We start from the raw sequence: 26,743 nt of genomic DNA, 5'->3' as shown, positions 1-26,743 counted from the left end.
AATTTGACCGCTAGCGGTATGCGGTCGGTGCGTCTTTTGGCCGCGCGCGTTAGGTTGGTCCGTGCGGACGCGCCGAGCAGGGAGTGAACATGGGTGAACCAGGCTGGATCGACGTGCCCAGCCCCGCTGGGGACCTCAAGGCACTCACTTGGGGGCCGCGCGACGCCCCCGTCGCGCTGTGCCTGCACGGGTTTCCCGACACTCCCTACGGATTTCGCAAGATCGCTCCCCGGCTCGTCGAGGCGGGCTGGCGGGTGGTGGCGCCGTTCATGCGCGGGTACGCGCCGTCGTCGATTCCCACCGACGGCAGTTATCACGTCGGTGCGATGATGGACGACGCCCTGCGGGTGCGCGCGGCAGCGGGCGGAACCCCCCACGACGTGGTGATCGGCCACGACTGGGGTGCGATCGCCACCACCGGTCTGGCCGCCATGCCCGACAGCCCCTTCGCCAAGGCCGTCATCATGTCGGTCCCCCCGTCGGCGGCCTTCCGTCGCAAGGCCGGCGCCGCCGAGCGCGCGCGGCTGGGCGCGCACCTGGCGCGCCAGCTGCTGCGCAGCTGGTACATCATGTACTTCCAATTGCCGTGGCTGCCTGAGCGTTCCGCCTCCTGGGTGCTGCCGCTGCTGTGGCGGCGGTGGTCGCCGGGCTATCACGCCGACGAGGACCTGCGCCATGTCGACGCGGCGATCGGGACGCCCGAGAGCTGGCATGCGGCGCTGGGCCCCTACCGCGCCACCATCCGAAACACCCCGTCGCCGGCGCAGTACGCCGAACTCAACGAGCTGTGGACCGAGGAACCCGTGTGGCCGTGCCTCTACCTGCACGGCCGCGACGACGGCTGCATGACAGCGGCGTTCGCCCGTTGGGCCGAGAAGGTGTTGCCGCCGGGCAGCGAGGTGGCCGTCGTCGAACACGCGGGACACTTCTTGCAGCTCGAACAGCCCGACAAGGTCGCCGACCTGGTGCTCGGGTTCATCGGTTCACCCGGCTGAATGGCCGCGCAGCGGATGGCCGCCGTCGATGCGCAGTTCTATTGGATGTCGGCCAAGATCCCCAACGACGAGTTCCTGCTGTACGCCTTCGACGGCGAACCGTCGGATTACCCCGCCGCCGCCGACCAGGTCTGCCGGCGGGCGCGCGCCTGCCCGGAGCTGACGACGCGGGTGCGGGACGGGAGCCCGCTGACCTACCCGCGGTGGGTGTCGGCGACCGTCGCGCCGGACCGGGTGGTCCGCCACGACCTCGACGAACAGACGTGGGCGGGTTGCCTGGCGGCCGTCGTCGCCCTCGCCGCCGACCAGCTGGACGTTCGCCGGATGCCCTGGCGACTGCACGTCTTCGCGCCGGTGCTGGACATCCCGGGCGTCACCGGGCCGGGGAGTGTGGCGGTCATGCAGGTCGCGCACGCGCTGGCCGACGGGGCGCGGGCGGCCGCGATGGCCGCCTGGCTGTTCGGCCGGTCCCATCCCGTGCCCGCGGTGCGACCGCCGCGGGCGGGCTTGCTGCCGTGGCGGGCGGCCCAGGCGGCACGCGCCCATCGCCGGCTGGAGCGCGACATCGGCGCGGGGCTGCTGGCGCCCAGGGCCGGTCCCCGCCCCCTGCTGCCGACGAACGCGCGTCCCGGACCGGCCCGCTCGGTGCGGACGCTGCTGCGACGCCGAAGTCAGGTGCGTGGCCCGACGGTGACCGTGGGTGCGCTGTGCGCGGTGTCCGCCGCGCTGTCCAACCTGCTGGGCGACGCCGCCGGTACGCTGGGCGCCGAGGTCCCGATGGCCAAGCCCGGTGAGCCGCATGCGCACAACCACTTCGGCAACGTCGTGGTGGGGCTGCATCCGAACCTGGGGTGGGAGGCGCGCGCCGAGCGGATCGCGGCCGAGCTGGCCGACGGCCGGCGCCGCTTCGCGCATCCGGCGACGCGCTACGCCGACCGCGCTTTCGCGGCGGTGCCCGCGCCCCTATTACGTTGGGGCGTGGCCCAATTCGACGCCGACGTCCGCCCGGTGCAGGTGTCCGGCAACACCGTCGTATCCAGCGTTCACCGGGGGCCGGCCGATCTGACGTTCGGGGGCGCCCGGGTGGCCCTGACGGCCGGCTACCCGGCACTGTCACCGGTGATGGGCCTGACGCACGGCGTGCACGGCATCGGCGACACCGTCGCGATCAGCGTGCACGCGGCGGAGTCGGCCGTCCCCGACATCGACGTCTACCTGGGGTTGCTCGACGCGGCGCTGTAGCTAGTGGGCGTCGCCGGACCTGGCCGCTTCCTCCCGCGTCAGGCCGACGGCCGTAATCAGCTCCTCGTGCAGCTCGAACCACACGGTGTGGTAGGAGTCGACGAGCGGCCTGGTCAGCCAGGCGCTGTCACCGTCCCGCACTTTGTCCAGTGCCGCAACCAATTTCGCCGAGTAAACCGACAATCGCGGCAGCTGAGCCGCGGCGGCCTCGATGATCGGCAGCACCCGCGCCTGCACATCGCCGAGGCGGGCCAGTACCGCGGCGTCGTATTCCGCGTCGTCGTGGGGGTTGGGGATGCCCTCGGGCCCGCCCTTGAGCTGCCAATCCGTGACCACCGATTTGAAATCGGCGTTGACGGGGCGAAAGTCGGCGTAGGCGGCGGCCAGCGCGGAATGGTCGGTGTGGCGGCGTTCCTCGTCCAGCAGCGCCGCGAGCCTCGCGCGCCCGGCGGGGGTGATCCGCACCGTCGCGCCATCGGCGAGCAGACCTGACGCGGTGAGCTGCTCGATCGCTGCCGTCACGCCGGCAAGGTCCTCGTGCAATGTCGCGGCCAGGTCGGTGGGACGCACCCGGCCTTTGAGTCGAACCGCCTGCAGCACGGCCAGTTCCGTCACGAGGTGGTCCCGCTCGCCAGGCGCAACGCGGTCAGCATGACGATCAGCGGGGTGGCCGAGACGACGTCGGTGCGCCCGCTCTGCATGGCCGCCGCGACCGCGGCCGGTGTGGTGTCGTCCAGCCGCGCGTGGTCGCCGGAGCTGTGGGCACGCAACGGGCTGATCCGCCGCGCGATGCCGGCCAGCTCCCGCAGCTCGGGCGTGTCGCTTTCCGACCACGCGGACAAGTTCAGATTGCCCTCGCGCACTTCGCCTTCGGCGCCGTCGACGGTGATCAACCTGCCGGCCAACGACGCGGCGACCCCGTGACCACAACCCACCACGGCCACCCGGCCGAGTTCGCGGCTGACCACCGCCGCGTGGCTGGCCGCGCCGCCCACCTCGGTGACGATGCCCTGGGCGGCCAGCATGCCGGAGACGTCTTCGGGCCTGGTGTGGTCGCGCACCAGGATCACCGACTCACCCCGCTCCGCGGCGTCGAGCGCCTCATCAACGTCGGTGTATGCCTTGCCCGACGCCACGCCGGGGCAGGCCGGCAGCCCCTTGGCTAAGAGCTTTGCGGCCAAACGTATCTCGGGTTGTAAAGCGGGCCGCAATAGCGTCTGCACGTGCGCCGGAGTCACCCGATGCAGCGTCTCGGCATCGTCGATGAGCCCCTCGTGCCGTAGCTGCAGCGCCAGCCGCACCGCGGCTTGCGCCGACCGCTCCGCGCCCCGCGTCTGCAGCAGCCACAGCTTGCCGCCTTCGACGGTGAACTCGATCTCTTGGACGTCGGACCCGAGTCGCTCCAATCGGCGGGCGGCGTCCATCAGCTCGTCGTAGACGGCCGGCTGTTCGTCGCGCAGGGCGGCGATCGGTTCCACGTCAACCGAACCGGACACCACGTCGTCGCCCTGCCCGCCGGGCAGCCATTCGCCGAACGGCGCGTTGTCGCCGGTGATGGGGTTGCGCGAAATGAGGACGCCCGCACCGGAATCGGGGCCGTGGTTGCCGAACACCATCGCCTGGATGACGACGGCGGTGCCGCTCCGGTCGTCGACGCCGTAGTGGGCGCGGTAGGCGACCGCCCGGGGCGAGTTCCACGAGGCGAACACCGCCTCGATCCCGGTGCGCAGCTGCGCGTAGGGGTCGGCGGGCACCGCTTCGTGGTCGCCTACGCCGACGATGCGCCGGTACATTCCCTCGAACCGCCGGCGGGTGTCACGGGCGAACGCCGCATCGGCGGCGGCCAGAGCGTGCTCGACTTCATCGTTCATGCCGAGGTCCAGGATCGTGTCCATCATGCCCGGCATCGACTGGGTGGCTCCCGAGCGCACGCTGACCAACAGGGGACGCGGACCCCGCCCGAACGTGCGGGAGGTCTGTGCCTCCAGCCAACTCATCCGGTCGAGCACGTCGTCCCAGATCGCGTCCATCGCCGAACGGCGGTCGGCGAGGTAGCGCAGGCCCACCTCGGTGGTGATGCAGAACGCGGGAGGCACCGGCAGACCGTGCCGGCGCATCACCTCGATGCCGTGGCCCTTGTTGCCCAGCAACTCCCGGGGGTGACTTGCTGTGCCGTCGAGTGACACCACGGATTGCCCGTCAGAAGCGACCCCAGACGCGTCACGGTGGGCGCCGCTGCCTCGTGCGATACGAGCCGTGGTGCACCCCCTTCGGGTCAGCTGCCGATCGGCCAACGTCGGAACGATCGCAATGTTCCCACACGGGTCACCGGAGTTAGCTGCTCGCCGCTCCTGTCCTCCGGTGCGCCCCATGATCTAGGTTTGCAGGTATGACTCCCTACGACGTCGGGTTATTGATCCTGCGGCTGGTGTTGGGCGTGACGTTGGCCGCGCATGGCTACAACAAGTTCTTCGGCGGCGGCCGCATCCCGGGCACCGCGCGGTGGTTCGAGAGCATCGGCATGAAGCCGGGCAAGTTCCACGCCACCGTGGCCGCCACGACCGAGATGGCCGCCGGGCTGGGCCTGGCCGCCGGCCTGCTCACCCCGATCCCCGCGGCGGGCTTCGTGTCGTTGATGCTGGTCGCCGCCTGGACCGTGCACCGGGCCAACGGCTTCTTCATTGTGAAGGAGGGCTGGGAGTACAACCTGGTCCTGGCGGTCAGCGCCGTCGCGGTCGCCACCCTGGGCGCCGGAAAGCTCAGCCTTGATTACGTGGTGTTCGGGCACAACTGGATGGACGGCTGGCGCGGACTGCTGATCTCGGTCGTGCTCGGCCTCGCCGGGGCGATCGGCCAGCTGGTGATCTTCTACCGGCCGCCCGCTAAGCAGACCGGTTAGCTGGCGGTGGTGCTCTTCGCTCTGGCGACGGTGAGCACGGTGCACACCACCAGCACGCCGGTGGACACGGCTTCGGCGATCAACGCGGAGGAGTTCAGCACTTCCCGGTCCGGGACCAGAGATATGCCCAATTCGTGCCCGGCATCGCCGGCCAGTACCGCCGGATACACCAAACACAAGGCAGCGCTGACGAATGCGACGACCGCGCATCCGCAGGCGACGAGTCCGAGCACCCGCACTCGGCTCGCGCCAAGCAGCGCGCCTCCGGCCGCAAGCGAGGCAATCACCACAACCCAGCCCGGCGTGCCGTTGACCAGGTCGGTGAACAGAGCACCATAGTGTTCGCCATGCTCGCCGATGTAGATGCCCAGACCGTTCCAGCGCATGGGCAAGCCCAACGGGCTCATATCGATCCATGGCAGAAGAGTCAGTGCGGCTGACGCGACGGCCGCCACGACGGTCACTACGTCGATTACCCTGGTGCGCACCCGGTTTCCTCCCGATCCCGTCGTCTGCTAAGGATCTCGGCTCACGTACGCCAATGTAGGGGTCTGCGGGATTGAACCAGGCCACTGAAAAGACGTGGCCGGGTGATTCGATCAGGCGACCGCGGCGGTCTCGGCTTCCCGGACTTCAGTGGCGGCGCGCTCACCGGAGCGGATCGCGCCGTCGATCCACCCGCACATGACGGCCGAACTCTCCGTCCCGGCCCAGTGGATGCGGCCACATGGCTCGCGCAGGGTGTAACCGAATTCGGTCAGCACGCCGGTCGGGGCGTGGCCGATCATCCCGCCGCCGGAGTAGCGGTCGATCGTCCAGTTCTGTTCGTGGTACTCCTGCGGCGTTCGGGCCTTCTCGCCGAATCGGTCGACCAGCTCGCCGACGAGCGCCGCCTTGCGCTCGGCTTCGTTGAGCTTCGTCAGCCGGCGTGCCGCGGGTCCCTCGGTGATGACGCACATGACGCCGGGGTCGCCGGTGTCCGCGCAGGCGTCGATGGTCAGGGTGGCAGGGCTCCCCGGAGCCGCCGACTGGCCGGACAGTCCGTCGGCGCGCCAGAACGGCTCGTCGTACACGATCGACGTCTTGATGACCGCGCCGCTCGGCATGCGCTGGTGCAGCATCGCCCGGTCCACCGGGAGCATCGGCTCGTAGACGATCGAGGAGGCGATCGCCAGCGGGATCGCCACGATGACCCGCCGGGCCCGCACCGTCAGGTCGGCCGCGGTCACCGTCACCCCGTCGGCGTCCTGCGCGATCTGCCGCACCGGCTGCGACAGGTGCACCGAGTCGCCGAGCTCGGCCGTGATGCGCCCGTAGATGGCGCCCATTCCGCCGACCGGGCGCGCGTCCTGGGAGCCGCCCTTGCCCGAGATCGCGAACGTCAGTCCGCCAGCCGATGCCGTCTGCAACAACCCCCACAGCAACGACGTCTCTGACGCCGCCGAGGTATAGAGGCCGGCAAAGGCCATGTCCAGCATCTCACGTGCCGCCTTGGACATGGTGTTCTGCTCGATCCATTCCCCGATGCTGATGCGGTCCCACTCGTCGGCCTGCTTGGCATCCCAAGGCGCCTCGCGCGGAAGGGATTTGGCCATTTTCTCGATCGACAGCAGGCCGACCCCGAGGTTGGCGACCGCCCACGGGCTCATCGTCCAGGGGATGGTGCCGCCGTAGCGGTGCTTCTTGCCGTCGACGATCATCATGGCGTCGCCGTCGTGGTGCTGCTTGTACTCGGACACGCCGAACTCGTCCATCAGCGCGTAGATCCGGTCCTGTCCCGGCCCGATCCACGCGCCGCCGCGATCGATCCATGTCCCGTCGGGCCGGTACTCGGTGAAGGTGCGGCCGCCGACCCTGTCACGCGCCTCCAGCAAGGCCACCGAATGGCCTGACTGTGTCAACCGCAGGGCGGCCGTCAGGCCCGCGAATCCCGCTCCGACTACGCAATAATCGACCTCTGACACGGCTGGCTCCTCAACCTAGGCACCGCCCCAGGAGCAAACTACACCTCGGCCGGTGCCGGTGGTTGTGGGTTAACGGAGATTTCCGCTCGCGTTCTCGCCGGTCATAGGGTGCGGGTTTGTGTTGATCCATACGGTGCGGACGCGGCGCAGCTCCGACGACTTTCCCCGCGCCGAACACCTGGCGGCCAAGATCGCCGAAGTCGCCGCCGACCCGGTCGCCGTCGAGCCGGAAACCGCGGAGATGGTGGCGAATCGCATCATCGACAACGCGGCGGTCAGCGCGGCCGCCGTGCTGCGGCGGCCGGTCACCGTGGCGCGACAGCAGGCGCTGGCCCATCCGGCGCGGCGGGGGGCCCGGGTTTTCGGCGTCGACGGGACCTATTCGGTGGAGTGGGCCGCCTGGGCGAACAGCGTCGCGGTGCGCGAACTCGACTACCACGACACGTTTTTGGCCGCCGAATACTCCCACCCGGGTGACAACATCCCCCCGCTGGTCGCGGTCGCCCAGCAGCTGGGGCTGGGCGGCGCCGACCTGATCCGTGGCCTGACCACCGCCTACGAAATTCAGATCGACCTGTCCCGTGGAATCTGCTTGCACGAGCACAAGATTGACCACGTCGCCCATCTGGGTCCGTCCGTGGCCGCCGGCATCGGAACCATGCTGCGGCTGGACACCGAGACGATCTATCAGGCGGTCGGGCAGGCGCTGCACCTCACCACCAGCACCCGCCAGTCCCGCAAGGGACTGATCTCCAGCTGGAAGGCTTTCGCCCCCGCGCACGCGGGCAAGGTCGCCATCGAGGCCGTGGACCGCGCGATGCGCGGCGAGACATCGCCGGCGCCGATCTGGGAGGGCGAGGACGGGGTGATCGCCTGGCTGCTGGGCGGTCCCGACCGCGAATATCAGGTGCCGTTGCCCGCTCCCGGCGAGCCCAAGCGCGCCATCCTGGACAGCTATACCAAGGAGCATTCGGCGGAGTATCAGAGCCAGGCGCCGATCGACCTGGCGCGGCGGCTGCGGGCCCGCATCGGTGACCTCGATGAGGTGGCCACGATAGTGCTGCACACCAGCCACCACACCCACGTCGTGATCGGAACGGGCTCGGGGGATCCGCAGAAGTTCGACCCTGACGCGTCACGGGAAACGCTCGACCACTCGCTGCCCTACGTCTTCGCCGTCGCGCTGCAGGACGGCAGCTGGCACCACGAACGCTCGTACACCGCCGAGCGCGCCCACCGGCCCGACACCGTCGAACTTTGGCGCAAGATCTCCACGGTCGAGGATCCGGACTGGACCCGCCGCTACCACGCGCCCGATCCGGCCGACAGGGCGTTCGGGGCCCGCGCCGAGGTCACGCTGAAAAGTGGGGAAGTGATCGTCGACGAGCTGGCCGTCGCGGACGCCCATCCGTTGGGCGCGCGGCCATTCCGGCGGCCCCAGTACGTGCAGAAGTTCACCGAGCTCGCCGGAGACGTCGTGGACGCGGCTGAGCGGGAAAGGTTTCTCTCCACCGTGGCCGCGCTGGCCGACCTGCGGGCGGGCGACGTCGGCGCGCTCAACGTCGTGGTTGATCGTCGGGCGCTCGAGCACGCGCCGACGATCGCCCCAGGCATCTTTCCGTGAGTGAAATCGCGTGTGCGCTCACGGCTTTCAGTGTGCATCCACGGCGGAAATGTCGCGGATTTCTCGCCCTCAGCGCACGCTGAAAGCCCTAGGCTCACACTCGACCAGGGAGACCGCCGTTTAGGCCGGCCCGCCGTACTGCCACACCAGGTCGTGGGCGCCGGTCATCGTGGGGTTGCACCACATCGTCCGGTTGTTGGCGTCCTGGGTGGTCGCGTGCAGCACCGTGCAGGCATCGCCCGGCGCGGGTGCCTCGGCGCGGGCGGCCGGTGCGACGGCGACGGCGACGGTCATCACGGCGGCCGAGCCGAGGATTCGAAGTCTGCTCATGGTGACGCCTCCTAAGGCCCGTGCCGACCCGCCTTCACGCTATCCGGCGGCCAAGTCATGGGCAAAGGTTTCTTGCCCGGCTCGGGTGCCGCGCGCCTAGAACACGTTCTAATCTGACCACCATGGGATTTCTCAAGCCTGAGCTGCCGCAGCTCGACATGGCCGAGTGGAACAAGGGCACCCGTAGCGAGAAGATCCGTCCGATGGCCAAGCACTGGGCCGAGGTCGGTTTCGGCACGCCGGTCGCGCTGCACCTGTTCTATGTCGTCAAAATCCTGCTCTACATCCTCGGCGCCTGGCTGTTCGCCTCGGCGACCAAAGGGTTCGGCGGCTTCACCAACGTCGCGTCGTGGTGGTCGGAGCCCATCGCGTTCGAGAAGGTCGTCCTCTACACGATGCTGTTCGAGGTGATCGGGCTGGGTTGCGGGTTCGGGCCGCTGAACAACCGGTTCTTCCCACCCATGGGCTCGATCCTCTACTGGATGCGGTTCGGCACCATCCGGCTGCCACCGTGGCCGGACCGGGTGCCCCTGACCAGGGGCACCAAGCGTAAGCCGATCGACGTCGCGCTGTACGCGCTGTTCCTGCTGGTGACCTTCAGTGCGTTGTTCTCCGACGGCACCGGGCCGATACCGGAGCTGGGCACGACGGTCGGGTTGCTGCCGACCTGGAAGATCGTGCTGATCCTGCTGCTGCTCGGCGTGCTGGGCCTGCGCGACAAGGTGATCTTCTTGGCCGCCCGCGGCGAGGTCTACGCGACCATGGCGGTGACGTTCCTGTTCGGCGGCGCCGACATGATCGTCGGGTCCAAGGTGGTGTTCCTGGTCATCTGGATGGGTGCCGCGACGTCGAAGCTCAACAAGCACTTCCCGTTCGTGATCTCCACGATGATGTCCAACAACCCGCTGGTGCGTCCCCGGTGGCTGAAACGGCAGTTCTTCGAGAGGTTTCCGGACGACCTGCGGCCCGGGCGGCTGTCGCGCTGGGTGGCGCACGTGAGCACCGCCATCGAGATGCTGGTGCCGCTGCCGTTGTTCTTCTGCCACAGCGGCTCGCCGATCACGGTGGCCGCCGTCGTCATGGTCTGTTTCCACTTGGGCATTCTCGTGTCGATCCCGATGGGCGTGCCGCTGGAGTGGAACGTCTTCATGATCTACGGCGTGCTCGCCTTGTTCGTCGCGCACGCCAGGCTGGGCCTACGCGACCTGAGACACCCGGTGGTGGTGGCGATCCTGTTCGTGGTCATCGCGGGAATCGTCTTGCTGGGCAACCTGTTTCCACGCAAAATCTCATTCCTGCCGGGGATGCGGTACTACGCCGGGAACTGGGACACCACGCTGTGGTGCATCAAACCCTCGGCCAACGACAAGATCAGCAGGGGCATCGTGGCGATCGCGAGCATGCCGCAGGCCCAGCTGGAGCGGTTCTACGGCAGCCCGGAGGCCGCCCAGATCCCGCTCTACATGGGATATGCGTTCCGCGGGTTCAACACTCACGGCCGCGCGTTGTTCACGCTGGCGCACCGCGCAATGGCGGGCCACAACGAGGACGACTACATCCTCATCGACGGCGAGCGCATTTGCAGCACCGCCATCGGCTGGAATTTCGGCGACGGCCACATGCACAACGAGCAGCTGATCGCCGCGCTGCAGGAGCGCTGCCACTTCGAGCCCGGCGAGGTGCGAGTGGTCCTGCTCGATGCCCAGCCGATCCACAAGCAGATCCAGGCCTACCGGTTGGTGGATGCGGCGACGGGCGAGTTCGAGCGCGGCGTCGTCCGGGTCGCGGACATGGTGACCCGGCAGCCCTGGGCCGACGACGTCCCCGTCGCGGTGCTTTCGGAGTAGGCGCGCGAGCGCCGCGGTCGTAACGCCAGGGCGGAATTTCTTGCCCATAGTCGCCCTGCCGTTACGCCCGCGAGCGCAACCACAGAAACCTCAAGCCCCCGAACGGACTTCCTGCGCGGCGGCGACCATGTTTCTCAGCGACGCGGTCACCTCGTCGGGGTTGCGGGTCTTGAGCCCGCAGTCGGGATTCACCCACAGCCGTTCCGCCGGCACGGCTCTCAGCGCCGCGCGCAACGACTCGGCCATCTCCTGCGTGCTCGGCACCCGCGGTGAGTGGATGTCGTAGACGCCCGGGCCGACGCTGTTGGAGAAGCCGACGGAGTTCAGGTCGTCCAGCACCTCCATATGCGAGCGTGCCGCCTCGATGGATGTCACGTCGGCGTCCAGGTCGGCGATCGCCCCGATCACCTCACCGAACTCCGAGTAGCACAGGTGGGTGTGGATCTGCGTGGAGTCCGCGACGCCGGAGGTGGCCAACCGGAAGGACCCTACGGCCCACCGCAAGTAGTCCTCCTGATCGGCGCGACGCAGCGGAAGCAGCTCCCGCAGCGCCGGCTCGTCGACCTGGATCACGGCGGTGCCGGCGGATTGCAGGTCCACGGTCTCGTCGCGGATGGCCAGCGCCACCTGGTTGGCGGTGTCGGCCAGCGGCTGGTCGTCGCGGACGAACGACCACGCCAGGATCGTGACCGGACCGGTCAGCATGCCCTTCACCGGCTTCTCGGTCAACGACTGCGCGTAGGAGATCCATTCGACGGTCATCGGGCGGGTACGGATCACGTCGCCGTACAGGATGGGCGGGCGCACGCAGCGGCTGCCGTACGACTGCACCCAGCCGTTCTGCGTCGCGAAGAACCCCTCCAGCTGCTCGGCGAAGTACTGCACCATGTCGTTGCGTTCCGGCTCGCCGTGCACCAGCACGTCGAGCCCGAGCTCCTCCTGCAGCTTGATGACGTCGGCGATCTCCTTGCGCATCCGCTTCTCGTACTCCGCCTGGTCGATCTCGCCGGCCCGCAGCGCGGCGCGCGCCTTGCGGATCGCGGAGGTCTGCGGGTAGGAGCCGATGGTCGTCGTCGGCAGCGGCGGCAGGTGCAGCCGCGCCTCCTGGCTGGCGCGGCGCTGGGCCGCATCACCGCGGTGGGTGCCGCTGGCGACGATCGAGTCGATGCGGGCGCGCAGCCCGTCGTTGTGCAGCCGCGGATCGCTCTTGCGGGAGGCCACCGCGGCGTTGGACCCCGCGATCGCGTCGGCGACGGCCTCGCGCCCGTCGCGCAGGGCGCGCGCGAGCGTCACCACCTCGATCACCTTCTCCTGCCCGAACGCCAGCCAGCTGCGGAGCGCGTCGTCGAGTTCGGATTCCGGTTCCAGCGAGTATGGGACGTGCATCGTGGAGCACGACGTCGAAACCGCCACCGTGGCAGCCGAACCCAGCAGGGTGGCCAGTTTGCCGAGCGCCGCCTCCAGGTCGGTGCGCCAGACGTTGCGTCCGTCGACGACGCCGGCCACCAGGGTCTTGCCGGACAACTCCGGAATGCCCGCCACGGCCGTGTCGGCGCCGTAAACCAGGTCGACGCCGATCGCCTCGACCGGGGTGCGGGCCAGCCCGGCCAGTGATGCGCCGGGGTCGCCGAAATAGGTGGCAACGAAGATGGCGGGGCGGTCGCTCACCTTGCCCAGCGCGTTGTACGCGGCCTCGGCCAGTGCCGGGGCATCGGGGGAGATGTCGGTCACCAGCGCCGGCTCGTCGAACTGCACCCACTGCGCGCCGTTATCGGCGAGCAAGGACAACAGCTCCCCGTAGATTCCCACCAGCTCCTCGAGCCGATCGATGGGAGCGCCCGAGCCTTTGACGCCTTTGCTCAACAGCAGGAAAGTGATCGGCCCGATCACGACCGGCCGGGCGGGAATCCCTTGCCCGAGAGCCTCTTTCAGTTCAGAAAGCACCTTGTCGGGGTTGAGCGAGAACGTGGTCGTGGGCTCGAGCTCGGGGACCAGGTAGTGGTAGTTCGTGTCGAACCACTTGGTCATCTCCAGCGGCGCGATGTCGGAATTGCCGCGCGCCGCGGCGAAGTAGCGGTCCAGATCGTCGGCGACCTGCGCGGCCCGGGCGGGCAAGGCGCCGAGCATCACCGCGGTGTCCAGCATCTGGTCGTAATAGGAGAAGGTGTTCACCGGAACCGAGTCCAGGCCGGCGGCGGCGAGCCCGGCCCACATGTCGCGCCGCAGCGTGGCGGCAACGGTTTCGAGCTCGGCTCGACTGGTTCGCCCCGCCCAGTAGCCCTCGGTGGCGCGCTTGAGTTCGCGTTTCGGCCCGATGCGTGGCGAGCCGATGACGGTGGCGGTGAATGGTTGAGGGGTCATGATACTTTTCGTCCTTCAATCGACGGGGTGGTCACCGCCAACGGACGCAAGCCAATCCGGTTGCGATGGCACCTCTGGTACATAGACCGCAACCGACCCAGCCAAACGCCCATTCCACGAGGCGGTGAGCCGCCGGGCGCGGCGCGCCCGGCACGGCTGGCAGGTCTTCGGACTCGCAGGCGCGCACCGGCTGGTGCTCCTACTGGCCGTCGCTTCCCAGTCTTGCGACCAGTGCTCGTGTGACGGCGGTCGTTCCTGCATACCGCTGCGGGACAGTCCCGGGCTCTCACCGGGTTCCCTCTCGCGAAGCGCTACCAACTTGCCTCGCTCGATGCCGGCGTCGCTTTGGCGCGGCGACGGCAAACCAGCTGCGTTTCGCAGCTTACCCGGGTGCTCCTTGTCAGCGTGCCAGCGCTTCGGCGATCGGTGTCTCGCCGTTGTTGAAGTCGATCGTTCGGCCGACGGTCGAGTCGTCCGCCAGCGCGGCGGCGGCCACCGAGGCGACATCGGCCCGGGAGACCTCGCCCTTGCCTTCGCCCAGCGCGATGCGGCCGGTGGGTGGTTCGAGGGTGAGCCGCCCCGGTCCCAGGACGGTCCAGTCGAGACCGCTGGCGCGCAGATGGGCATCGGCGGCCGCCTTGGCCTCCGCGTAGTGAAAAAACGAATTCTCCTGTGGTACACCATGATCTGGACCGGCGCCGAAGTAGGAGACCATCACGAATCGCTTGACGCCCACCCGCGCGGCGGCATCGATGACGCGGATCGCGGCATCGCGGTCGACGGCGTAGGTGCGCGCCGGGTTGCCGCCGCCGGCTCCGGCCGAGAAGACCACCGCGTCGTGGCCCGCCAGTAGGCCGGCCAGGACATCGGTGTCGAGCCGCTCGATGTCGGCCACCATGGGCTGGGCGCCGGTGGCCGCGACGTCGTCGGAGTGCTCGGGGTTGCGGAAGACCGACGTGACCTGGTCGCCGCGTTCGCGCAGGATGCGGGCCAGCTGCAGTGCGACCTTGCCGTGGCCCCCGATGACGACGATTCGTGCCATGCCCTCGACATTAGCCTTTGCGCGCCGGGCGCCCGGCTCGCCGGGCGCTCGCGGCTCGGCGCCCCGCTGGCCGGGCACCCGACACTTCTTACTAGTCCGCCGCTTCGCCCGGCCGCCCATACGGCCTAGAGTTTGACGCGCCCCATGATGATGTCGATGATCGGCTTGCCCGGCGGGTAGGCATTCGTCAGCGAGGCCATCGTGTGCCCGTAGTCCACCAACAGCGTGATGCCGCTGATGCCGAAGGCGGCGGCACTGTTGAGGAACGCCATCACGTCACCCATCTGCTCCGGGGTGTGCACCTTCGAACCGGTTTCTTCGCGGTAGTCCTGCGCGAAGGTGAGCCAGAGGTCGGCGTTGGCCTGGGCGAGGGGGGTGTCGGTGGGGCCGGGGCAGATCGCGTTGATCCGGATGCCCTTCTTCAGCAGCGGGTAGCCCTGCGTTGCGACGTAGGCGTTGACGACCTTCTTGGAGAAGCCGTAGTGGATGATGCCTTCGGCTTCGTGCGCCTTGACCCATTCCTGCGCCGAGGCGAAGTCCGGCGTGGCGAGGAACTCCGTCAGCAGATCCAGGTCGTTCTCCCAGCCCATGCCCGCGACCGAGGAGATGAAGCAGATCGCCGAGCCCGAGGGTAGCTGGTTCTTCTCGAGGAGCCGGTCGATGAGGTGGCGGTGGCCAATGAAGTTGATCGCCATCAGGTCGGTTGTTCCGTCGGCGATGCCGGCGGCCGAGAACAGGGCGTGGATCGGACCGTCGAGCTGCTCGAGTGCGGCGTCGATCGATGCGGGATCGCGCAGGTCGACCTGGATGGACTTGGCGACGTCATAGTTCACCGGCGCGTAGTCCATCACGATCACCTCGGCGCCGAGTTCGGCCGCTGACTTGGCCGCTGCCGCACCCATGCCGGTGGCGCCGCCGACGACAAGAGCCCGCTTGCCGTCGTAGCGCAAGCGATCGACAATAGTCATGGAAATCCCCTTCTCGTTCACTGCCAACGCGGTTCTAATTGCCCAACTGTATGGGTAACAGTTTTTTGGTTCAACACCTACCCGGCGCGAACCGCGACGCCACGCAGAACCGTGTCGCGGACATGCACCAGCGCCGCGCGTTTGCCGACCTCGGCAAGGATGTTCTCCGGTATCCACTGCAAGCCGATGACGCACCGCGCGAGCATCGCGGTGGATGCCGCGTCCACGCTGATCTCCCCGGAGCGGATGCCTTCGGAAAGCAGCGTTTTCATCTGCCGAAGTCGGGTCGCGTACAGCCAGCCCGGGTTGGGAGTGTCCGGCGGTGATTGACGCATCCAGGCGAGCTGAATGCGGAATTCGTCGGAGAACCGGTCGAGGGCGTTGACGTTGACCCAGCTCAGTGCGTCAAGCTTTTCGATGGGCGTGGCATCCGCGCGCAGCACGTTGACCCAGCCCGCCTCGACCTTGCGGCCGAACGATTCCATGATCGACGCGAGAAGTTCGTCCTTGGATCCGATCAGCCGGTAGACGGTTCCGGTGCCCAGGCCGGCCGCGGAGGCGATGTCCCGGATGGTGGTGGCCTCGTAGCCCTTGCGGCCGAATTCCGTTCGCGCCACCGCGCGGACGTGCGCCGCTTTGTCGCTGGGGTCGGCCTCGCTGTCGTCCGACCACGTGTCGATGACGTCCCGGGCGGCTGCGAAGGCGTTGGATCGGTCGAGCGCTGAGTCGGTGGGCGGCCGGGTTGCCAGCCCCTGCAACATGATTCGGCATAGGAGCGCGGCCACTTGGTCGGCGGGGGACCTGTGACGCATGACGTCCAGGCCGACCTGCAGCATGGTCTGGCAGATGCGGTCGGCCAACGTCGGCAGGTCGATGTCGGGTTTGATGTAGCCGCTCCACCTGCCCGCGCGCAGCGTCTGCAGCATCGCCTCCTGGATGGCCACGGGCCGCTGCTGCGTCAGTTTCATCAACTCCGGGTCCGTGCTCGGGCCCTCGTAGAACGACATCTGCAGGGCGGCGCGGTGCTGCACGGCGCAGTTGGCGATGGCCGAGCCCAGCTCGACGATCTGGTCGGGGACGGGGCGCGGGTCGGCTTTGTCCAACTTCGCTTGCGCGGCTTGCCCGATCCGGTCCAGATCGTCCTGATAGCGGTGGATCAACTCGATGAGGATCGCTTCTTTGGATTCGAAATGGTGATAGAGACTGCCGGGAAGAATGCCGGCCGCGTCGGCGATCTCCTGCAACGAGGTCCGCAGTCCCGACTGCGCGATCAACGAGGCTGCGGTGGTCAGGATCTCGGTTCGGCGCGTACCCAAATCGGCTGCGGCACCGGCTCGCAATGACTCCGCTCGCGGCATGATCAGCGGTGCGCGCATCCGGACGACTGCGGACCGGCATCCATTCGCATTCGTCCCTCTCACCGAACCAAATCTTTGTTAGAGGTTATCAGACCGGGCGCAACGAATGCGCTGCATAACGACGGTGACGGGACCATTCTAGAGCGCGGGCCCGTCCCAACCGTCGCGCGCGACCACCTCGCCGACGGGCCGTCGCCGGGCGGGCCGGAACGTGTGCCCGGCGCGCAGCCGGCCCACCGGCAGCAGACAACCCTGGACGTAGGTCTCGGGAATCCCGAGCAGCCGCCGCACCTCCTCCTCACGATGCAGATGCAGGGTGGTGATGCAGGTGCCGTAGCCCCGGGTGTGCAGCGCCAGCTGAAAGTTCCACACTGCCGGGAAGATCGAGCCGTAGAGCGTGGCCTGGTGAAACAATTCGTCGCCTTCGATGCGCGGCAGGTAGGGCTGGTAGCAGGGAATCACCAGCAGCGGAACCTTCGCCATATTGGTGACCAACCACTCCGTCGACGACATGATCCGGCCTTCGGGCGTTCCCGCCGGCACCACGTCGGCGATCAGCCGGCCACCGACCCGCAGCAGGTAGGCGGCGCGGTACAGCTCGGCGATCTCGTTGCGCAATGCCGGGTCGCTGACCACGAGCCACCGCCAGGACTGCTGATTGGAGCCGTTGGCCGCTTGCAAACCGATGCGCAGGCACTCCCGGATGTCCGCGAGGTCGACCGGCGCGTCCACGTCGAGCGTCTTGCGCGCCGAACGGGTGGCGGTGAGGAGGTACTCGATATCCATCACCGATGACCCCTGTTGGCAAGGCGCGCACCGAGTTCGGTGAGGTATCGGTCGGGCCCCGCCAGGAACGCGCTCCAGCTCAGCAGCCGCTTGAGGTAGAGGTGCGCGTCGTGCTCCCAGGTGTAGCCGATCCCGCCGAACACCTGGATGGCCGTGTCGCCCACCGTGGCGAGGCGCCCGGCGAACGCCTTCGTCCGTATCGCGGACTGGTGCCGCTCGTCGGCGTCGGCGTTGTCGGCGGCCCACAGCGCGTGGGTCACACCGCTGCGGGCCAATTCGACGGTCTCGAACATGTCGACGCACAAATGCTGGACCGCCTGGAACGAGCCGATGGGCTGACCGAATTGCGTTCTGGTTTTGGCGTATTCGATGGCCGTCGTCATGACGGCGCGCGCTGCGCCGAGCGCGTCGGCGGCGGTCGCGACCAGCACGTCGTCAACCACCGCCGCGACATCCTCCCGGGAAGCCGCGCCCAGCCGCTGTGCGGGCGCCGAGTCGAACGCGACCCGGAACTGCTTGCGGGTCTGGTCGATACCGCGCTCGGGCGCGACCGAGACACCCGGCGACGCGGTCCGCACCGCGAAAAGCCCTTGACCGCCATCGTCCTCGGCGAGCGTCAACAGCACGTCGGCGGCGGCGGCGTCGGGTACGGCGGCGATCTCGCCTAGCAACACGGCGTCGCCGCCCCGGCGGCTCGCGGCAGCCGAAGCGGTGTCGGCATCCAGGAAGCACACGGTGGCGACCGTGGTGCCGTCGGCGATCCCGCTCAGCAGCTCGGCTGCGCCGGCGGTGGCGCCGAGCCGCGTCAGCGCCCTGGCCGCGGCGACCGCGGTCGACAACCACGGCCCCGGGTGCAGGGCGGCACCGAGCTCTTCAGCGACGATTCCGGCCTCGACCATCGTCATGCCGGCGCCGCCGTAGTCCTCAGGCACCAGCAGACCCGTGGTCCCGAGCTCGGCAAGGCCGCGCCACACGGGTTCGGTGGTGCCGGTCGGGTCGTCGAGTAGCGGGCGCACATGATCGGAGACGGAGGCCTTTTCGGCGAGATAGCGGCGGGTGGTGTCGCGCAGCGCCACCTGCTCGTCGGTGAGTTCGAGATTCATGTGCGCGGCAGCCCGAGGACACGCTGGGCGGTGATGTTCTTGTTGATCTGGCTGGTGCCCCCCGCGATGGTCAGCGAGCGCGACGTCAGGCGGTAGTTCGCCCACGGCGCGCCGGCGCCGCTCGTGCCCAGCACGTCGAAGGCCAGTGCCGCCATGTCCTGCCCGATTTCCCCCCACACGGTCTTGGCGAGGCTGGCCGAACCGAACGCGTCTCCGCCGTGCAGCGTGGCCGAGATCGACCTCTGGCACAGGACTTCCAGATACTTGATGCGAAGCGCGATTTCACCGAGGCGCCGCAATGTCACGGGATCACCGAGCGCGTCGGTGTGCGCGGCGATGTCGTCGGCCAATTCCTCAAGCCGAACCTGCATTTCGGCGTACAGCCGGGCGGCGCCGGCGCGCTCGTGACTGAGCGTGGTGGTGGCCACCCGCCAGCCCGCGTTCAGTGGCCCGAGCAACGCGTCGGCGGGCACGCGCACGTCGTGAAAGAAGACCTCGGCGAAATCGGCGTCGCCGTTGAGCGTCACCAGCGGGCGGACTTCGATGCCGGGCAGTGTCATGTCGACGATCAGGCAGGAGATGCCCTTGTGCTTGGGCGCTTCGGGATCGGTGCGCACGTATAGCTGGCACCAATCCGCCCGATGCCCGAGCGACGTCCAGATCTTCTGGCCGTTGACGACGAAGTCGTCACCATCGCGCACCGCGCGGGTGCGCAGTGCCGCGAGATCGGACCCCGCTTCGGGTTCCGACATCCCTTGGCACCAGATGTCGTCGGCGCGCATCATGCGGGGGAGTAGCGTGAGCTTCTGTGACTCGGTTCCGTATTGCATGATGGCCGGCGCGATGTTATTCAGCCCAATGACATTGAGCGGCATGGGCGCTCGAGCGCGCGTGGTTTCCTCGGTGTAGACGAGTTGCTCGAGAACCGTCGCGCCGCGGCCGCCGTACTCGCGAGGCCACGAGACCGCGGCCCAGCCCGCATCGGCCATCGTCGCGCTCCACGCGCGCAGCAGCTCGAACGCGGCGTCATCGCGTCCGGAGGGCCGACGGGCGGCCACCAGCTCGTCGGTCAGGTTCTTCGATAGCCAGTCGCGCAGCTCGATGCGGAACTGCTCCACGCCCGCCGGATATGAAAAGTCCACTTGTCGGGACTTTACGTTTGAGCAGATAGCCGGTCAATAACGGTCAGCTCCCCCGTGGTTCGGGGAAGGCGACATCGGCCTCGCCCGGCATCGCGCTCACGCCGCGTCGTGCGCATACCTCGAGCACCTCGTCCACGATCGACGCGGGCACGACGAACTTCTCCGTCGACGAGATCTGCTCGAGGTGCGCCTGGATGTCTTCGGCCGTCGGTTGGCTCGCGGCGTCCGCGAGCCAACCCTCGCTCAGGCCGACGAACACGCGCGCGTAGCGGCCGGCGGCGGCCGAATAATTGCGGTGGGTGAACGTGCACGCGCTGCTGGCCAGGAAGGTCACCAGCGGCACCACGAGCTCTGGCCTGATGGCCTGCATGAATCCGGATTCGGCGAGGAACTTCTCGTCGCCGACGGTCTCGGTCACCATGCGTGAGAAGCCGGTCGGCATAACGGAGTTCGCGACGATGCCGTGCGCCTCGCCCTCGATCGCGATCACGTTCGTCAACCCGACCAGGCCCGCCTTCGCCGCCGCGTAGTGGGCCTCCATCGGCTGACCGAAGATCCCGGCGGACGACGAGATGAACACGAACCGGCCGCCCCCGTTGTTCCTCATCACGCGGTACGCGGGCTGGGACAGATAGAAACCGCCGTCGAGATGCACCCGCAGCATCCGGGCCCAGTCGTCAAGTGAGAGGTCCTCGAAGGCGACGGTGCCGAAAATGCCGGCGTTGCTGATGACCGCGTCCAGCCGCCCGAACGCCTCGACGGCCGCGTCGATGATCGCCTGGCCGCCCGCTGGGCTGTCGACGGAGTCGTAGGAGGCGATCGCGGTGCCACCGGCCCTCTTGATCTGGTCGACCACGTCGTCGGCGACGCGGGAGTCCGTGCCCTCGCCGCGCATCGAGCCCCCGATGTCATTGACCACCACCGCGGCGCCGCGGCGCGCCAGGTCCAACGCGTACAGCCGACCGAGTCCGCGGCCCGCGCCCGTGACGACCGCGACCTGCCCGGTGAAGTCAATCACCATGTGCTCCTTGCCCTGATTGACTGCCGTGGCACCGGACTCTACGGTGGAACAGATATTTGGTCAACGGAGTCCAGGCGTGCGGAGATCGAGCGTGTCCACCGACGTTCGAGGTGACCGGCTGCCCGGCCTCGGCATGCTGGCATCCGCGCTGGCGGGCCGGGCCGTGGCGGTCGCCGAAGTGCGTCCGGGCGAACCGTCATGGACCGACGGCCAGACCATCCACATCGATGCCGGTGCGGGCGCCCGCGGGCAGCTTGAAGCCGTTGCCGTGCAGGCGTCGATGATCGCGGCCGGCAGCCTGGATCCGGACGCGATGCGCCGCCTGCTGCGCCGCCCCCGGGTGGCCAAGCGTTACCTGGCGGTGGAAGGTCACCGTGCGCTCACCGCCAACGCCGACCTGCTGCCCGGTGTTCTGGCGTCGCTGGCCGACCCCGCCACCGCGCGGCGCAGCGATTCGCCCGCGGCTTCGCTGCGAATCGCCAACGGGCGGACGCCGATCGGCGATGCGGCACCCGAATTCGGTGTCATCCGCGCGGCGAAGGTGCTGGCCGCCTGCGCCCGGGCCGCCGACCAGCAGGACAAGGAAGACCCCCGACACGTACCGAGGCGCCAGGGCACCAACGACCTGGAGGAACTCGACGACGGCGAGACCGACGATTCGGACGATCCAGACATGTTCACCAGCCCGGTGGGCGGCGGCGGTTTCATCGGCAAGTGGCTGAAGAAGATGCTCTCGTCGGCGCGCAAGACCGGGAGCGGTGGGGGACCGCCCGGTGCGGACACCCCGACGCATCGGACCAACTCCGCCCAGCGCGGATTGCATGCGGTGACGTCGCTGGCCGCCACGTCGAGCGAGGACGGCGAGGACCAGCCGACGTCCGCGGACGGCGTCACCTACCCGGAATGGGACGGCGGGCGAAAGATGTACCGGCCCGCGTGGTGCACCGTGCGCGAGGTGGAGGTGGAGATCAAACCGTCGGCGACGCACGCGATCGAAGCCGCGATCAGCGTGCGCCGCCCGCTGTCCCGGCTCGGGATGGGCCTGCACCGCCGCCACCGGCAGACACAGGGCGACGACATCGACATCGACGCGGCGGTCGAGGCCCGCGTCGAGGTGCTGGCGGGGTCGGTGCCCGACGAGGCGGTGTATCTCGACAGCCTGCGGCGCCGGCGAGATCTGTCGGTGCTCCTTCTGCTCGATGTGTCGGGGTCGGCCGCCGAGCCCGGCACGGTCGGGCGCACGGTGCACGAGCAACAGCGCACGGCGGCCGCCAACCTCACCATCGCGCTGCACGACCTGGGTGACCGGGTCGCGCTCTACGCCTATTGCTCGCAGGGCCGGCGCGCGGTGCACATGATGCCGGTCAAGCGGTTCGACGATCACCTCGACGCCCGAGTCATGCGACGGCTCAACAGCCTTGAGCCGGGCGCGTATTCGCGCCTGGGCGCGGCCATCCGGCACGGGTCGGCGGTGCTGGAGGCGCGCGGCGGGACTTCGCGGCGGCTGCTGGTGGTGCTGTCCGATGGACTGGCCTACGACCACGGCTACGAGCGGGCCTACGGTGCCGCCGATGCGCGCCGCGCCTTGACCGAGGCCCGCCGCCGCGGCACCGGCTGCGTATGCCTGACCGTCGGCGCGGGTACCGACGTGCAGTCGTTGCGCCGGGTGTTCGGTAGCGCCGCGCATGCCACGATCGCGCGCCCGGACCAACTCGCCGGCGTGATCGGCCCGCTGTTCCGGTCCGCGCTGCGCTCGGCCGAGGTCCGGCGCCGGGTGTCGTGAGCGCCGGGGGAATCAATTGCCCATCCTAAACCCGCTCGTCAGAGAGCTTGAAACAAACATCTGTTCCGCGATAGGGTGCATTCACCATGACAGAAGCGATGGCCAACGAGTCCGGGCTGGTGCACCGGAACGGCGCGATGCCCGGGGCTGAGGGGTCGCGTCCCTACTACCGGGCGATCGGCGGCGAGGAAGCCATTTTCAAGGCGGCGTACCGCCAGGGTCTGGCCCTCGTCCTGAAGGGGCCCACGGGGTGTGGCAAGACCCGATTCGTCGAGGCCATGGCCCACGATCTCGGCCGGCCGCTCATCACGGTCGCCTGCCATGACGACCTCACCACCGCCGACCTGGTCGGCCGGTACCTACTGCAGGGCGACGAAACCGTGTGGGTGGACGGGCCGCTGACGCGCGCCGTGCGCGAAGGGGCGATCTGCTACCTCGACGAGGTGGTGGAGGCCCGCCAGGACACCACCGTGGTCCTGCACCCGCTCGCCGATCACCGGCGGCAGCTGCCGATCGAGCGGCTCGGTGTCACGCTGGACGCGGCGCCCGGCTTCGGCCTGGTGGTGTCCTACAACCCCGGCTACCAGAGCGTGCTGAAAGACCTCAAGGATTCGACCCGGCAGCGGATGGTCGCCATCGAATTCGGTTTTCCCGCAGCCGATGTCGAAGAGGGGATCGTCGCGCACGAGGCCGGCGTGGACGGTGCCACCGCCGCGGAACTGGTGCGCTTAGGGCAGGCCATCCGCCGGCTGGAAACCGGCGGGCTGCGCGAGGTCGCGTCGACCCGCGTGCTGATCGCCGCGGGCAGGCTGGTAGCGGAGGGGCTCACCATGCGCGAGGCGGCCCGGGCCGCGATCGCGGGGCCGCTGACCGACGACATGGCGGTGGGCAGGGCCCTGGGCGAGATGATCGAGATCTATCTGGGCGGAGCGGCCGAATGATTGACGCTGCATACGCCCCCCGCTAGGGTCTGAACAAAAATTAGGTTTGTGCTCGATCGACGCGTGTGAGTTCGTCACCCGGGAGGTCAGATGTCCTACGAAAGCAGCGCTGAGCCGATCAAGGTCGGCTACCTGATGGACTTCACGCTGCCACCGGGATTCCCCGAAGAACTGATGGCGAGTTTCACGCGGTGCTTCGACCTGATCTTCGAAGAGGCCGTCGAACAGGGCCTGCTCGATCGTCCGGTGCAAATGATTTACCGCGAGGTGGAGGGTCTACCCAAAGGTTCGGTCAAGGCCGTCATCGACGCGTTCGGCGAGCTTGTCGACGAGGGCTGCCTGGTGGTGTTCGGACCGCACATCACCGACAACTGCGTGCCCACCCGCGAGGCGATCGAGGAGCGGTTCAAGGTGCCGGCGATCAGCGTCACCGGCACGGATGACTGGCTGGGCGAGTGGACCTTCGCCTTCCCGCAGGGCTCGATGACCGACGAGCCGATCTTCATCGCCGACCTCGTCGCCAAACGCGGATTCTCCGAAATCGGAGTCCTCGTGGAGCAGAACCTGATCGGCGAGAGCTACCTGAAGAACCTGCGAAGCGCATGCCGGCGCAACGGGATTCGCATCGTCGCGGAAGCGCCTATCGCCCAGACCGCGCAGGACATCAACGATGCCGTCCGCGCGCTGCACGAAGCCAAGTCTCAGGCGATCGTGCATCTGGGTTTCGGCTTCGGCATCGTCTTCATCAACCCCGCGCTGGAAGCCGTGAATTGGGATCCACCGCGATTCACCACCACGGCTTTCCAGAACGCCTGGGTGAACCCGATCATGTGGAATGCGTTCATGGGGTGGGTCGGGGTCGATCAGTACGACGAGGCGAACCGGCTCGGTCAGGAATTCCTCGACCGTTACGCAACGAAATACGATGGCAGCCGTCCCGAATATTGCGTGGTGGTGGTCAACCACGACGTGGCCGCCACCCTCGTCCGCGCGTTCGCCGACGCTCACCCGCTCAGCCCGCGCGGCGTCAAGGAAGCGCTGGAGCGGGTGAAGATGATGCCCGCCGCCTCGGGCTCGCCGGGCACCCGCGTCTCCTTCGGGAAATGGACTCGCCGCGCGTGGATGGGCGCCGGCTATCTGGTGGCCCGGACCCTGGATGCCGACGGCACCAACTCCCACCTGGTCGATCGCTTCGGAGAGTGAGGCTGACATGAGCACCGACCAATCCGAATCGCCGGTGGCGCAGGAGCAATCCGCGTCGCCACGGCATACCGAGAAGCGCGGCTGGGGCGGCTGGATCGCCGGGGCCGCGCTGGCGGCGTTCGCGCTCTTCTTCATCGCGAATTGCCGCGTCGCCCTCGACCCGCGAGTCGCCAACCCGAATGTGCAGGGGCGGCCCCGTCCGGTGCGGTTCATCTTCGGACTGGACTACATCACCTTCCTGCACATCTCCACCGTCATCATGCTGCTCGTCCTGCTCGCGGTGTTCGTCAGGGGCTGGCGCCGCAATCCGGGCAGCCCGGTGATGCTGATGTTCCTGTGCACCACTCTGATCGTGTGGCAGGACCCGATCATGAACTGGGCCCCGTTCGCCGTGTACAACCCCGACCTCATCCACTGGCCGGAGTCCTGGCCGCTGGTGTCACTATCGCCCACCGTCGAGCCGTTCGTCGTCTTCGGGTACGTCACTTTCTATTTCGGACCCTACTTCCCGGCGATCTGGATCCTGCGCAAACTGCAGGCCAAGTACGGTCCGACGGCGTTCGTGTCGCGCCACCCGCTGATCAGCCTGGGCCTGCTGACATGTGTGATCGGCTTCGTCTTCGACGCCTGGCTGGAGATTCAGCTCGTCCACATGGGCATGTACATCTACTCCCAGGTGATCCCGTGGGGCTCGGTGTTCACCGGCACGACGTTCCAGTTCCCGCTGATCTGGGAGTCGTTCTCGGTGACCTTCGTGATGGTGCCGGCGGCAATCCTCTGCTACCGCGACGACACCGGTAAATCGGTGGCGGAGAAGCTGGCCGCGAAGGCCAAGATCTTCCCGACGCGTCCGGTGCTCGGCACGTTCCTGGTGATGTTCGCCATCATCAACGTGTCCTACTTCGCCTACGGGGCGTGGTTCTGGATCATCAAGGTCAGCCACGCGGCCACCTCCGTCGCGTGCCCGTGGCCGTACCCCGAGGCGAAAGTGTATGACCCGCAAGGCTATTACGAGAAGGCTGGTGCGCAAGGTCCGTACTCGGTCGGCATCTGGTCGACCTGGGCAAGCGGGGAGCCCAATGGGCGACCCCATGTCGATCCCCCGCCGCCGGGCGTGGGCGCCTGCGCAACCCCGAGCGCGCATGGCTGAGCCGCGCAGCGTCGTCCTGACCGGCGCGTCCCGAGGTCTGGGGTTCGCGTCGGCGGTGCGCCTGTACCGCGAAGGCTGGCGCGTGGTCGCGGCCATGCGGACGCCCGACGGCGGGCTCCCGCTGCTTCGGGAGGCCACGGGTGCCCACCAGGACGACGATCGGCTGGTCGGCGTGCAGCTCGATCTGCTGGACCCCGCGTCGATCTCCGCGGCGGCCAAGGCGATCGAGGAGGCCGTCGGCGCTCCCTACGCGGTGGTGCACAACGCCGGCATCTCCGCCGCCGGAATGGTGGAGGAGACCGATATGGCGTTGTGGCAGAGGATGTTCCAAACCACTGTCATGGGCCCCGTTGCGCTCACCCAGGCATTGCTGCCATCGATGCGGGCGGCCGGCGGGGGGCGCATCGTCCTGGTTTCCAGCGCGGCCGGCGTGCGCGGCCAGCCGGCCACCGCGCCGTACTCGGCGGCCAAGGGCGCGTTGGAGCGGTGGGGTGAGGCCATGGCGTGCGAGATCGCGCCCTTCGGTTTGGGTGTCACCGTGTTGGTGGCGGGCACGTACGACACCGAGATCATCACCGACGCGGGCACCACCGACAATCGCGACTTCGGCGGCCCGTACGCCCGGCTGCACAACACGATGAACAGCCGGGGCAGGGCCGCGATGAAACTGGCCCGGCGACCCGAGAAGTTCACCGACGGCCTGCTCGAGGCGCTGGATGACCGAGCGCCCTTCCGCCGCCGCGGCGTCGGGCCGGACGCGTCGATGTTGCTGGCCGCCAACAGGATCCTGCCGGCTTCCGGCATGCATCACGTGTCGCGGGTCGTGCTGGGCATACCCAGGCAGGGTTCGATGCGGGACGGGGCGTGGCCGCTGACAGCGGGCCAACGGGCGATGGTATTCGCGGCGCGCGTTCTGCCGCAGCCGGTGTTGCAACGCTTGGCCGCGCTGGCGGCCAAGCGCCGCAAGGGAAATGAGGGGTAACA

23 protein-coding genes and 1 riboswitch are annotated in these 26,743 nt (G+C 68.5%); of the genes, 10 read left to right on the top strand and 13 right to left on the bottom strand.

What is annotated here, in order from left to right:
• Positions 1 to 89: 89 nt before the first annotated feature.
• Both G6N51_RS13020 and G6N51_RS13015 read left to right on the top strand, forming a co-directional pair.
• Positions 90 to 995: an alpha/beta fold hydrolase gene (locus G6N51_RS13020; protein WP_083172164.1), complete on the top strand. Its 906-nt coding sequence runs from the start codon at positions 90 to 92 to the stop codon at positions 993 to 995.
• Positions 996 to 2,237, top strand: coding sequence for a WS/DGAT domain-containing protein (locus tag G6N51_RS13015; RefSeq protein WP_083172163.1), 1,242 nt, complete (start codon positions 996 to 998; stop codon positions 2,235 to 2,237).
• On the opposite strand, the gene G6N51_RS13010 is transcribed toward G6N51_RS13015, so the two are convergent.
• Positions 2,238 to 2,852, bottom strand: a complete 615-nt coding sequence (locus tag G6N51_RS13010) for a MarR family transcriptional regulator (RefSeq protein WP_083172162.1) — start codon at positions 2,850 to 2,852, stop codon at positions 2,238 to 2,240.
• Entirely contained in the window at positions 2,849 to 4,426 is a 1,578-nt protein-coding gene (locus tag G6N51_RS13005) for a pyruvate, phosphate dikinase (RefSeq protein WP_083172161.1), read from the bottom strand. The genes G6N51_RS13010 and G6N51_RS13005 overlap by 4 nt, the downstream gene beginning before the upstream one ends.
• Before the next feature lie 200 nt (positions 4,427 to 4,626).
• Between G6N51_RS13005 and G6N51_RS13000 the strand changes: the two genes are divergently transcribed.
• On the top strand, positions 4,627 to 5,136 hold the full coding sequence (locus G6N51_RS13000; RefSeq protein WP_083172160.1) for a DoxX family protein: 510 nt from the start codon (positions 4,627 to 4,629) through the stop codon (positions 5,134 to 5,136).
• Here the strand turns inward: G6N51_RS13000 and G6N51_RS12995 are convergent.
• Entirely contained in the window at positions 5,133 to 5,600 is a 468-nt protein-coding gene (locus G6N51_RS12995; protein WP_232078369.1) for a hypothetical protein, read from the bottom strand. The genes G6N51_RS13000 and G6N51_RS12995 overlap by 4 nt on opposite strands.
• Positions 5,601 to 5,735: 135 nt before the next feature.
• Entirely contained in the window at positions 5,736 to 7,100 is a 1,365-nt protein-coding gene (locus G6N51_RS12990) for a flavin monoamine oxidase family protein (RefSeq protein ID WP_083172158.1), read from the bottom strand.
• A 118-nt stretch (positions 7,101 to 7,218) separates the two neighbouring features.
• Between G6N51_RS12990 and prpD the strand changes: the two genes are divergently transcribed.
• Positions 7,219 to 8,724, top strand: coding sequence for a 2-methylcitrate dehydratase PrpD (gene prpD, locus G6N51_RS12985; RefSeq protein WP_083172157.1), 1,506 nt, complete (start codon positions 7,219 to 7,221; stop codon positions 8,722 to 8,724).
• A gap of 120 nt (positions 8,725 to 8,844) precedes the next feature.
• Here the strand turns inward: prpD and G6N51_RS12980 are convergent, their stop codons facing one another.
• Complete coding sequence (locus G6N51_RS12980) at positions 8,845 to 9,054, bottom strand: hypothetical protein (protein WP_083172156.1); 210 nt, start codon at positions 9,052 to 9,054, stop codon at positions 8,845 to 8,847.
• Between the two features lie 122 nt (positions 9,055 to 9,176).
• On the opposite strand from G6N51_RS12980, the gene G6N51_RS12975 reads away from it, so the two are divergent.
• A complete protein-coding gene (locus tag G6N51_RS12975; protein WP_083172155.1) occupies positions 9,177 to 10,901 on the top strand; it encodes a DUF3556 domain-containing protein in 1,725 nt (574 codons plus the stop codon).
• Between the two features lie 90 nt (positions 10,902 to 10,991).
• Here the strand turns inward: G6N51_RS12975 and metE are convergent, their stop codons facing one another.
• From metE to G6N51_RS12935, 8 genes are all read right to left on the bottom strand, one after another.
• On the bottom strand, positions 10,992 to 13,262 hold the full coding sequence (metE, locus tag G6N51_RS12970; RefSeq protein ID WP_083172154.1) for a 5-methyltetrahydropteroyltriglutamate--homocysteine S-methyltransferase: 2,271 nt from the start codon (positions 13,260 to 13,262) through the stop codon (positions 10,992 to 10,994).
• A gap of 155 nt (positions 13,263 to 13,417) precedes the next feature.
• Positions 13,418 to 13,581: riboswitch (cobalamin riboswitch) on the bottom strand.
• Between the two features lie 81 nt (positions 13,582 to 13,662).
• A complete protein-coding gene (locus tag G6N51_RS12965) occupies positions 13,663 to 14,304 on the bottom strand; it encodes an SDR family oxidoreductase (protein ID WP_083172153.1) in 642 nt (213 codons plus the stop codon).
• A gap of 125 nt (positions 14,305 to 14,429) precedes the next feature.
• Positions 14,430 to 15,272 carry an SDR family oxidoreductase gene (locus G6N51_RS12960; protein ID WP_083172211.1) on the bottom strand — a complete coding sequence of 281 codons (843 nt, stop codon included), beginning with the start codon at positions 15,270 to 15,272 and terminating at the stop codon, positions 14,430 to 14,432.
• 77 nt (positions 15,273 to 15,349) lie between these two features.
• On the bottom strand, positions 15,350 to 16,630 hold the full coding sequence (locus tag G6N51_RS12955) for a TetR/AcrR family transcriptional regulator (RefSeq protein WP_083172210.1): 1,281 nt from the start codon (positions 16,628 to 16,630) through the stop codon (positions 15,350 to 15,352).
• Positions 16,631 to 16,768: 138 nt separating this feature from the next.
• Positions 16,769 to 17,416: a nitroreductase family protein gene (locus G6N51_RS12950; RefSeq protein ID WP_083172152.1), complete on the bottom strand. Its 648-nt coding sequence runs from the start codon at positions 17,414 to 17,416 to the stop codon at positions 16,769 to 16,771.
• On the bottom strand, positions 17,416 to 18,519 hold the full coding sequence (locus G6N51_RS12945) for an acyl-CoA dehydrogenase family protein (protein WP_083172151.1): 1,104 nt from the start codon (positions 18,517 to 18,519) through the stop codon (positions 17,416 to 17,418). The genes G6N51_RS12950 and G6N51_RS12945 overlap by 1 nt, the downstream gene beginning before the upstream one ends.
• Entirely contained in the window at positions 18,516 to 19,661 is a 1,146-nt protein-coding gene (locus G6N51_RS12940) for an acyl-CoA dehydrogenase family protein (RefSeq protein ID WP_083172150.1), read from the bottom strand. The genes G6N51_RS12945 and G6N51_RS12940 overlap by 4 nt, the downstream gene beginning before the upstream one ends.
• Positions 19,662 to 19,704: 43 nt before the next feature.
• Entirely contained in the window at positions 19,705 to 20,679 is a 975-nt protein-coding gene (locus G6N51_RS12935; protein WP_083172209.1) for an SDR family NAD(P)-dependent oxidoreductase, read from the bottom strand.
• A gap of 136 nt (positions 20,680 to 20,815) precedes the next feature.
• Between G6N51_RS12935 and G6N51_RS12930 the strand changes: the two genes are divergently transcribed.
• The 5 genes from G6N51_RS12930 to G6N51_RS12910 all read left to right on the top strand — a co-directional run bounded on the left by G6N51_RS12930 (position 20,816) and on the right by G6N51_RS12910 (position 26,741).
• Complete coding sequence (locus G6N51_RS12930; RefSeq protein ID WP_083172208.1) at positions 20,816 to 22,465, top strand: nitric oxide reductase activation protein NorD; 1,650 nt, start codon at positions 20,816 to 20,818, stop codon at positions 22,463 to 22,465.
• A gap of 98 nt (positions 22,466 to 22,563) precedes the next feature.
• Positions 22,564 to 23,406 (top strand): CbbQ/NirQ/NorQ/GpvN family protein, encoded by an 843-nt coding sequence (locus tag G6N51_RS12925; RefSeq protein ID WP_083172207.1) that lies wholly within the window; start codon positions 22,564 to 22,566, stop codon positions 23,404 to 23,406.
• A gap of 90 nt (positions 23,407 to 23,496) precedes the next feature.
• On the top strand, positions 23,497 to 24,609 hold the full coding sequence (locus G6N51_RS12920; protein ID WP_083172149.1) for an ABC transporter substrate-binding protein: 1,113 nt from the start codon (positions 23,497 to 23,499) through the stop codon (positions 24,607 to 24,609).
• Between the two features lie 7 nt (positions 24,610 to 24,616).
• Positions 24,617 to 25,759, top strand: coding sequence for a spirocyclase AveC family protein (locus tag G6N51_RS12915; protein WP_083172148.1), 1,143 nt, complete (start codon positions 24,617 to 24,619; stop codon positions 25,757 to 25,759).
• Positions 25,752 to 26,741, top strand: a complete 990-nt coding sequence (locus G6N51_RS12910) for an SDR family oxidoreductase (RefSeq protein WP_083172206.1) — start codon at positions 25,752 to 25,754, stop codon at positions 26,739 to 26,741. Before G6N51_RS12915 ends, G6N51_RS12910 begins: the two co-directional genes overlap by 8 nt.
• Positions 26,742 to 26,743 lie beyond the last annotated feature (2 nt).

Origin of the sequence: Mycobacterium paraseoulense (assembly GCF_010731655.1) — a bacterium.
GTDB classification, from domain to species: domain Bacteria; phylum Actinomycetota; class Actinomycetes; order Mycobacteriales; family Mycobacteriaceae; genus Mycobacterium; species Mycobacterium paraseoulense.
Note: the sequence above shows the minus strand (reverse complement) of the source record. Positions and strands in the feature narration are given on the sequence as shown.

Coding starts and splice junctions, on each gene's coding strand:
- G6N51_RS13020 (WP_083172164.1), top strand. CDS start 90: ATGGGTGAACCAGGCTGGATCGACGTGCCCAGCCCCGCTGGGGACCTC.
- G6N51_RS13015 (WP_083172163.1), top strand. CDS start 996: ATGGCCGCGCAGCGGATGGCCGCCGTCGATGCGCAGTTCTATTGGATG.
- G6N51_RS13000 (WP_083172160.1), top strand. CDS start 4,627: ATGACTCCCTACGACGTCGGGTTATTGATCCTGCGGCTGGTGTTGGGC.
- G6N51_RS12980 (WP_083172156.1), bottom strand. CDS start 9,054: ATGAGCAGACTTCGAATCCTCGGCTCGGCCGCCGTGATGACCGTCGCC.
- G6N51_RS12975 (WP_083172155.1), top strand. CDS start 9,177: ATGGGATTTCTCAAGCCTGAGCTGCCGCAGCTCGACATGGCCGAGTGG.
- metE (WP_083172154.1), bottom strand. CDS start 13,262: ATGACCCCTCAACCATTCACCGCCACCGTCATCGGCTCGCCACGCATC.
- G6N51_RS12965 (WP_083172153.1), bottom strand. CDS start 14,304: ATGGCACGAATCGTCGTCATCGGGGGCCACGGCAAGGTCGCACTGCAG.
- G6N51_RS12960 (WP_083172211.1), bottom strand. CDS start 15,272: ATGACTATTGTCGATCGCTTGCGCTACGACGGCAAGCGGGCTCTTGTC.
- G6N51_RS12955 (WP_083172210.1), bottom strand. CDS start 16,630: ATGCCGCGAGCGGAGTCATTGCGAGCCGGTGCCGCAGCCGATTTGGGT.
- G6N51_RS12950 (WP_083172152.1), bottom strand. CDS start 17,416: ATGGATATCGAGTACCTCCTCACCGCCACCCGTTCGGCGCGCAAGACG.
- G6N51_RS12945 (WP_083172151.1), bottom strand. CDS start 18,519: ATGAATCTCGAACTCACCGACGAGCAGGTGGCGCTGCGCGACACCACC.
- G6N51_RS12930 (WP_083172208.1), top strand. CDS start 20,816: ATGCTGGCATCCGCGCTGGCGGGCCGGGCCGTGGCGGTCGCCGAAGTG.
- G6N51_RS12925 (WP_083172207.1), top strand. CDS start 22,564: ATGGCCAACGAGTCCGGGCTGGTGCACCGGAACGGCGCGATGCCCGGG.
- G6N51_RS12920 (WP_083172149.1), top strand. CDS start 23,497: ATGTCCTACGAAAGCAGCGCTGAGCCGATCAAGGTCGGCTACCTGATG.
- G6N51_RS12915 (WP_083172148.1), top strand. CDS start 24,617: ATGAGCACCGACCAATCCGAATCGCCGGTGGCGCAGGAGCAATCCGCG.
- G6N51_RS12910 (WP_083172206.1), top strand. CDS start 25,752: ATGGCTGAGCCGCGCAGCGTCGTCCTGACCGGCGCGTCCCGAGGTCTG.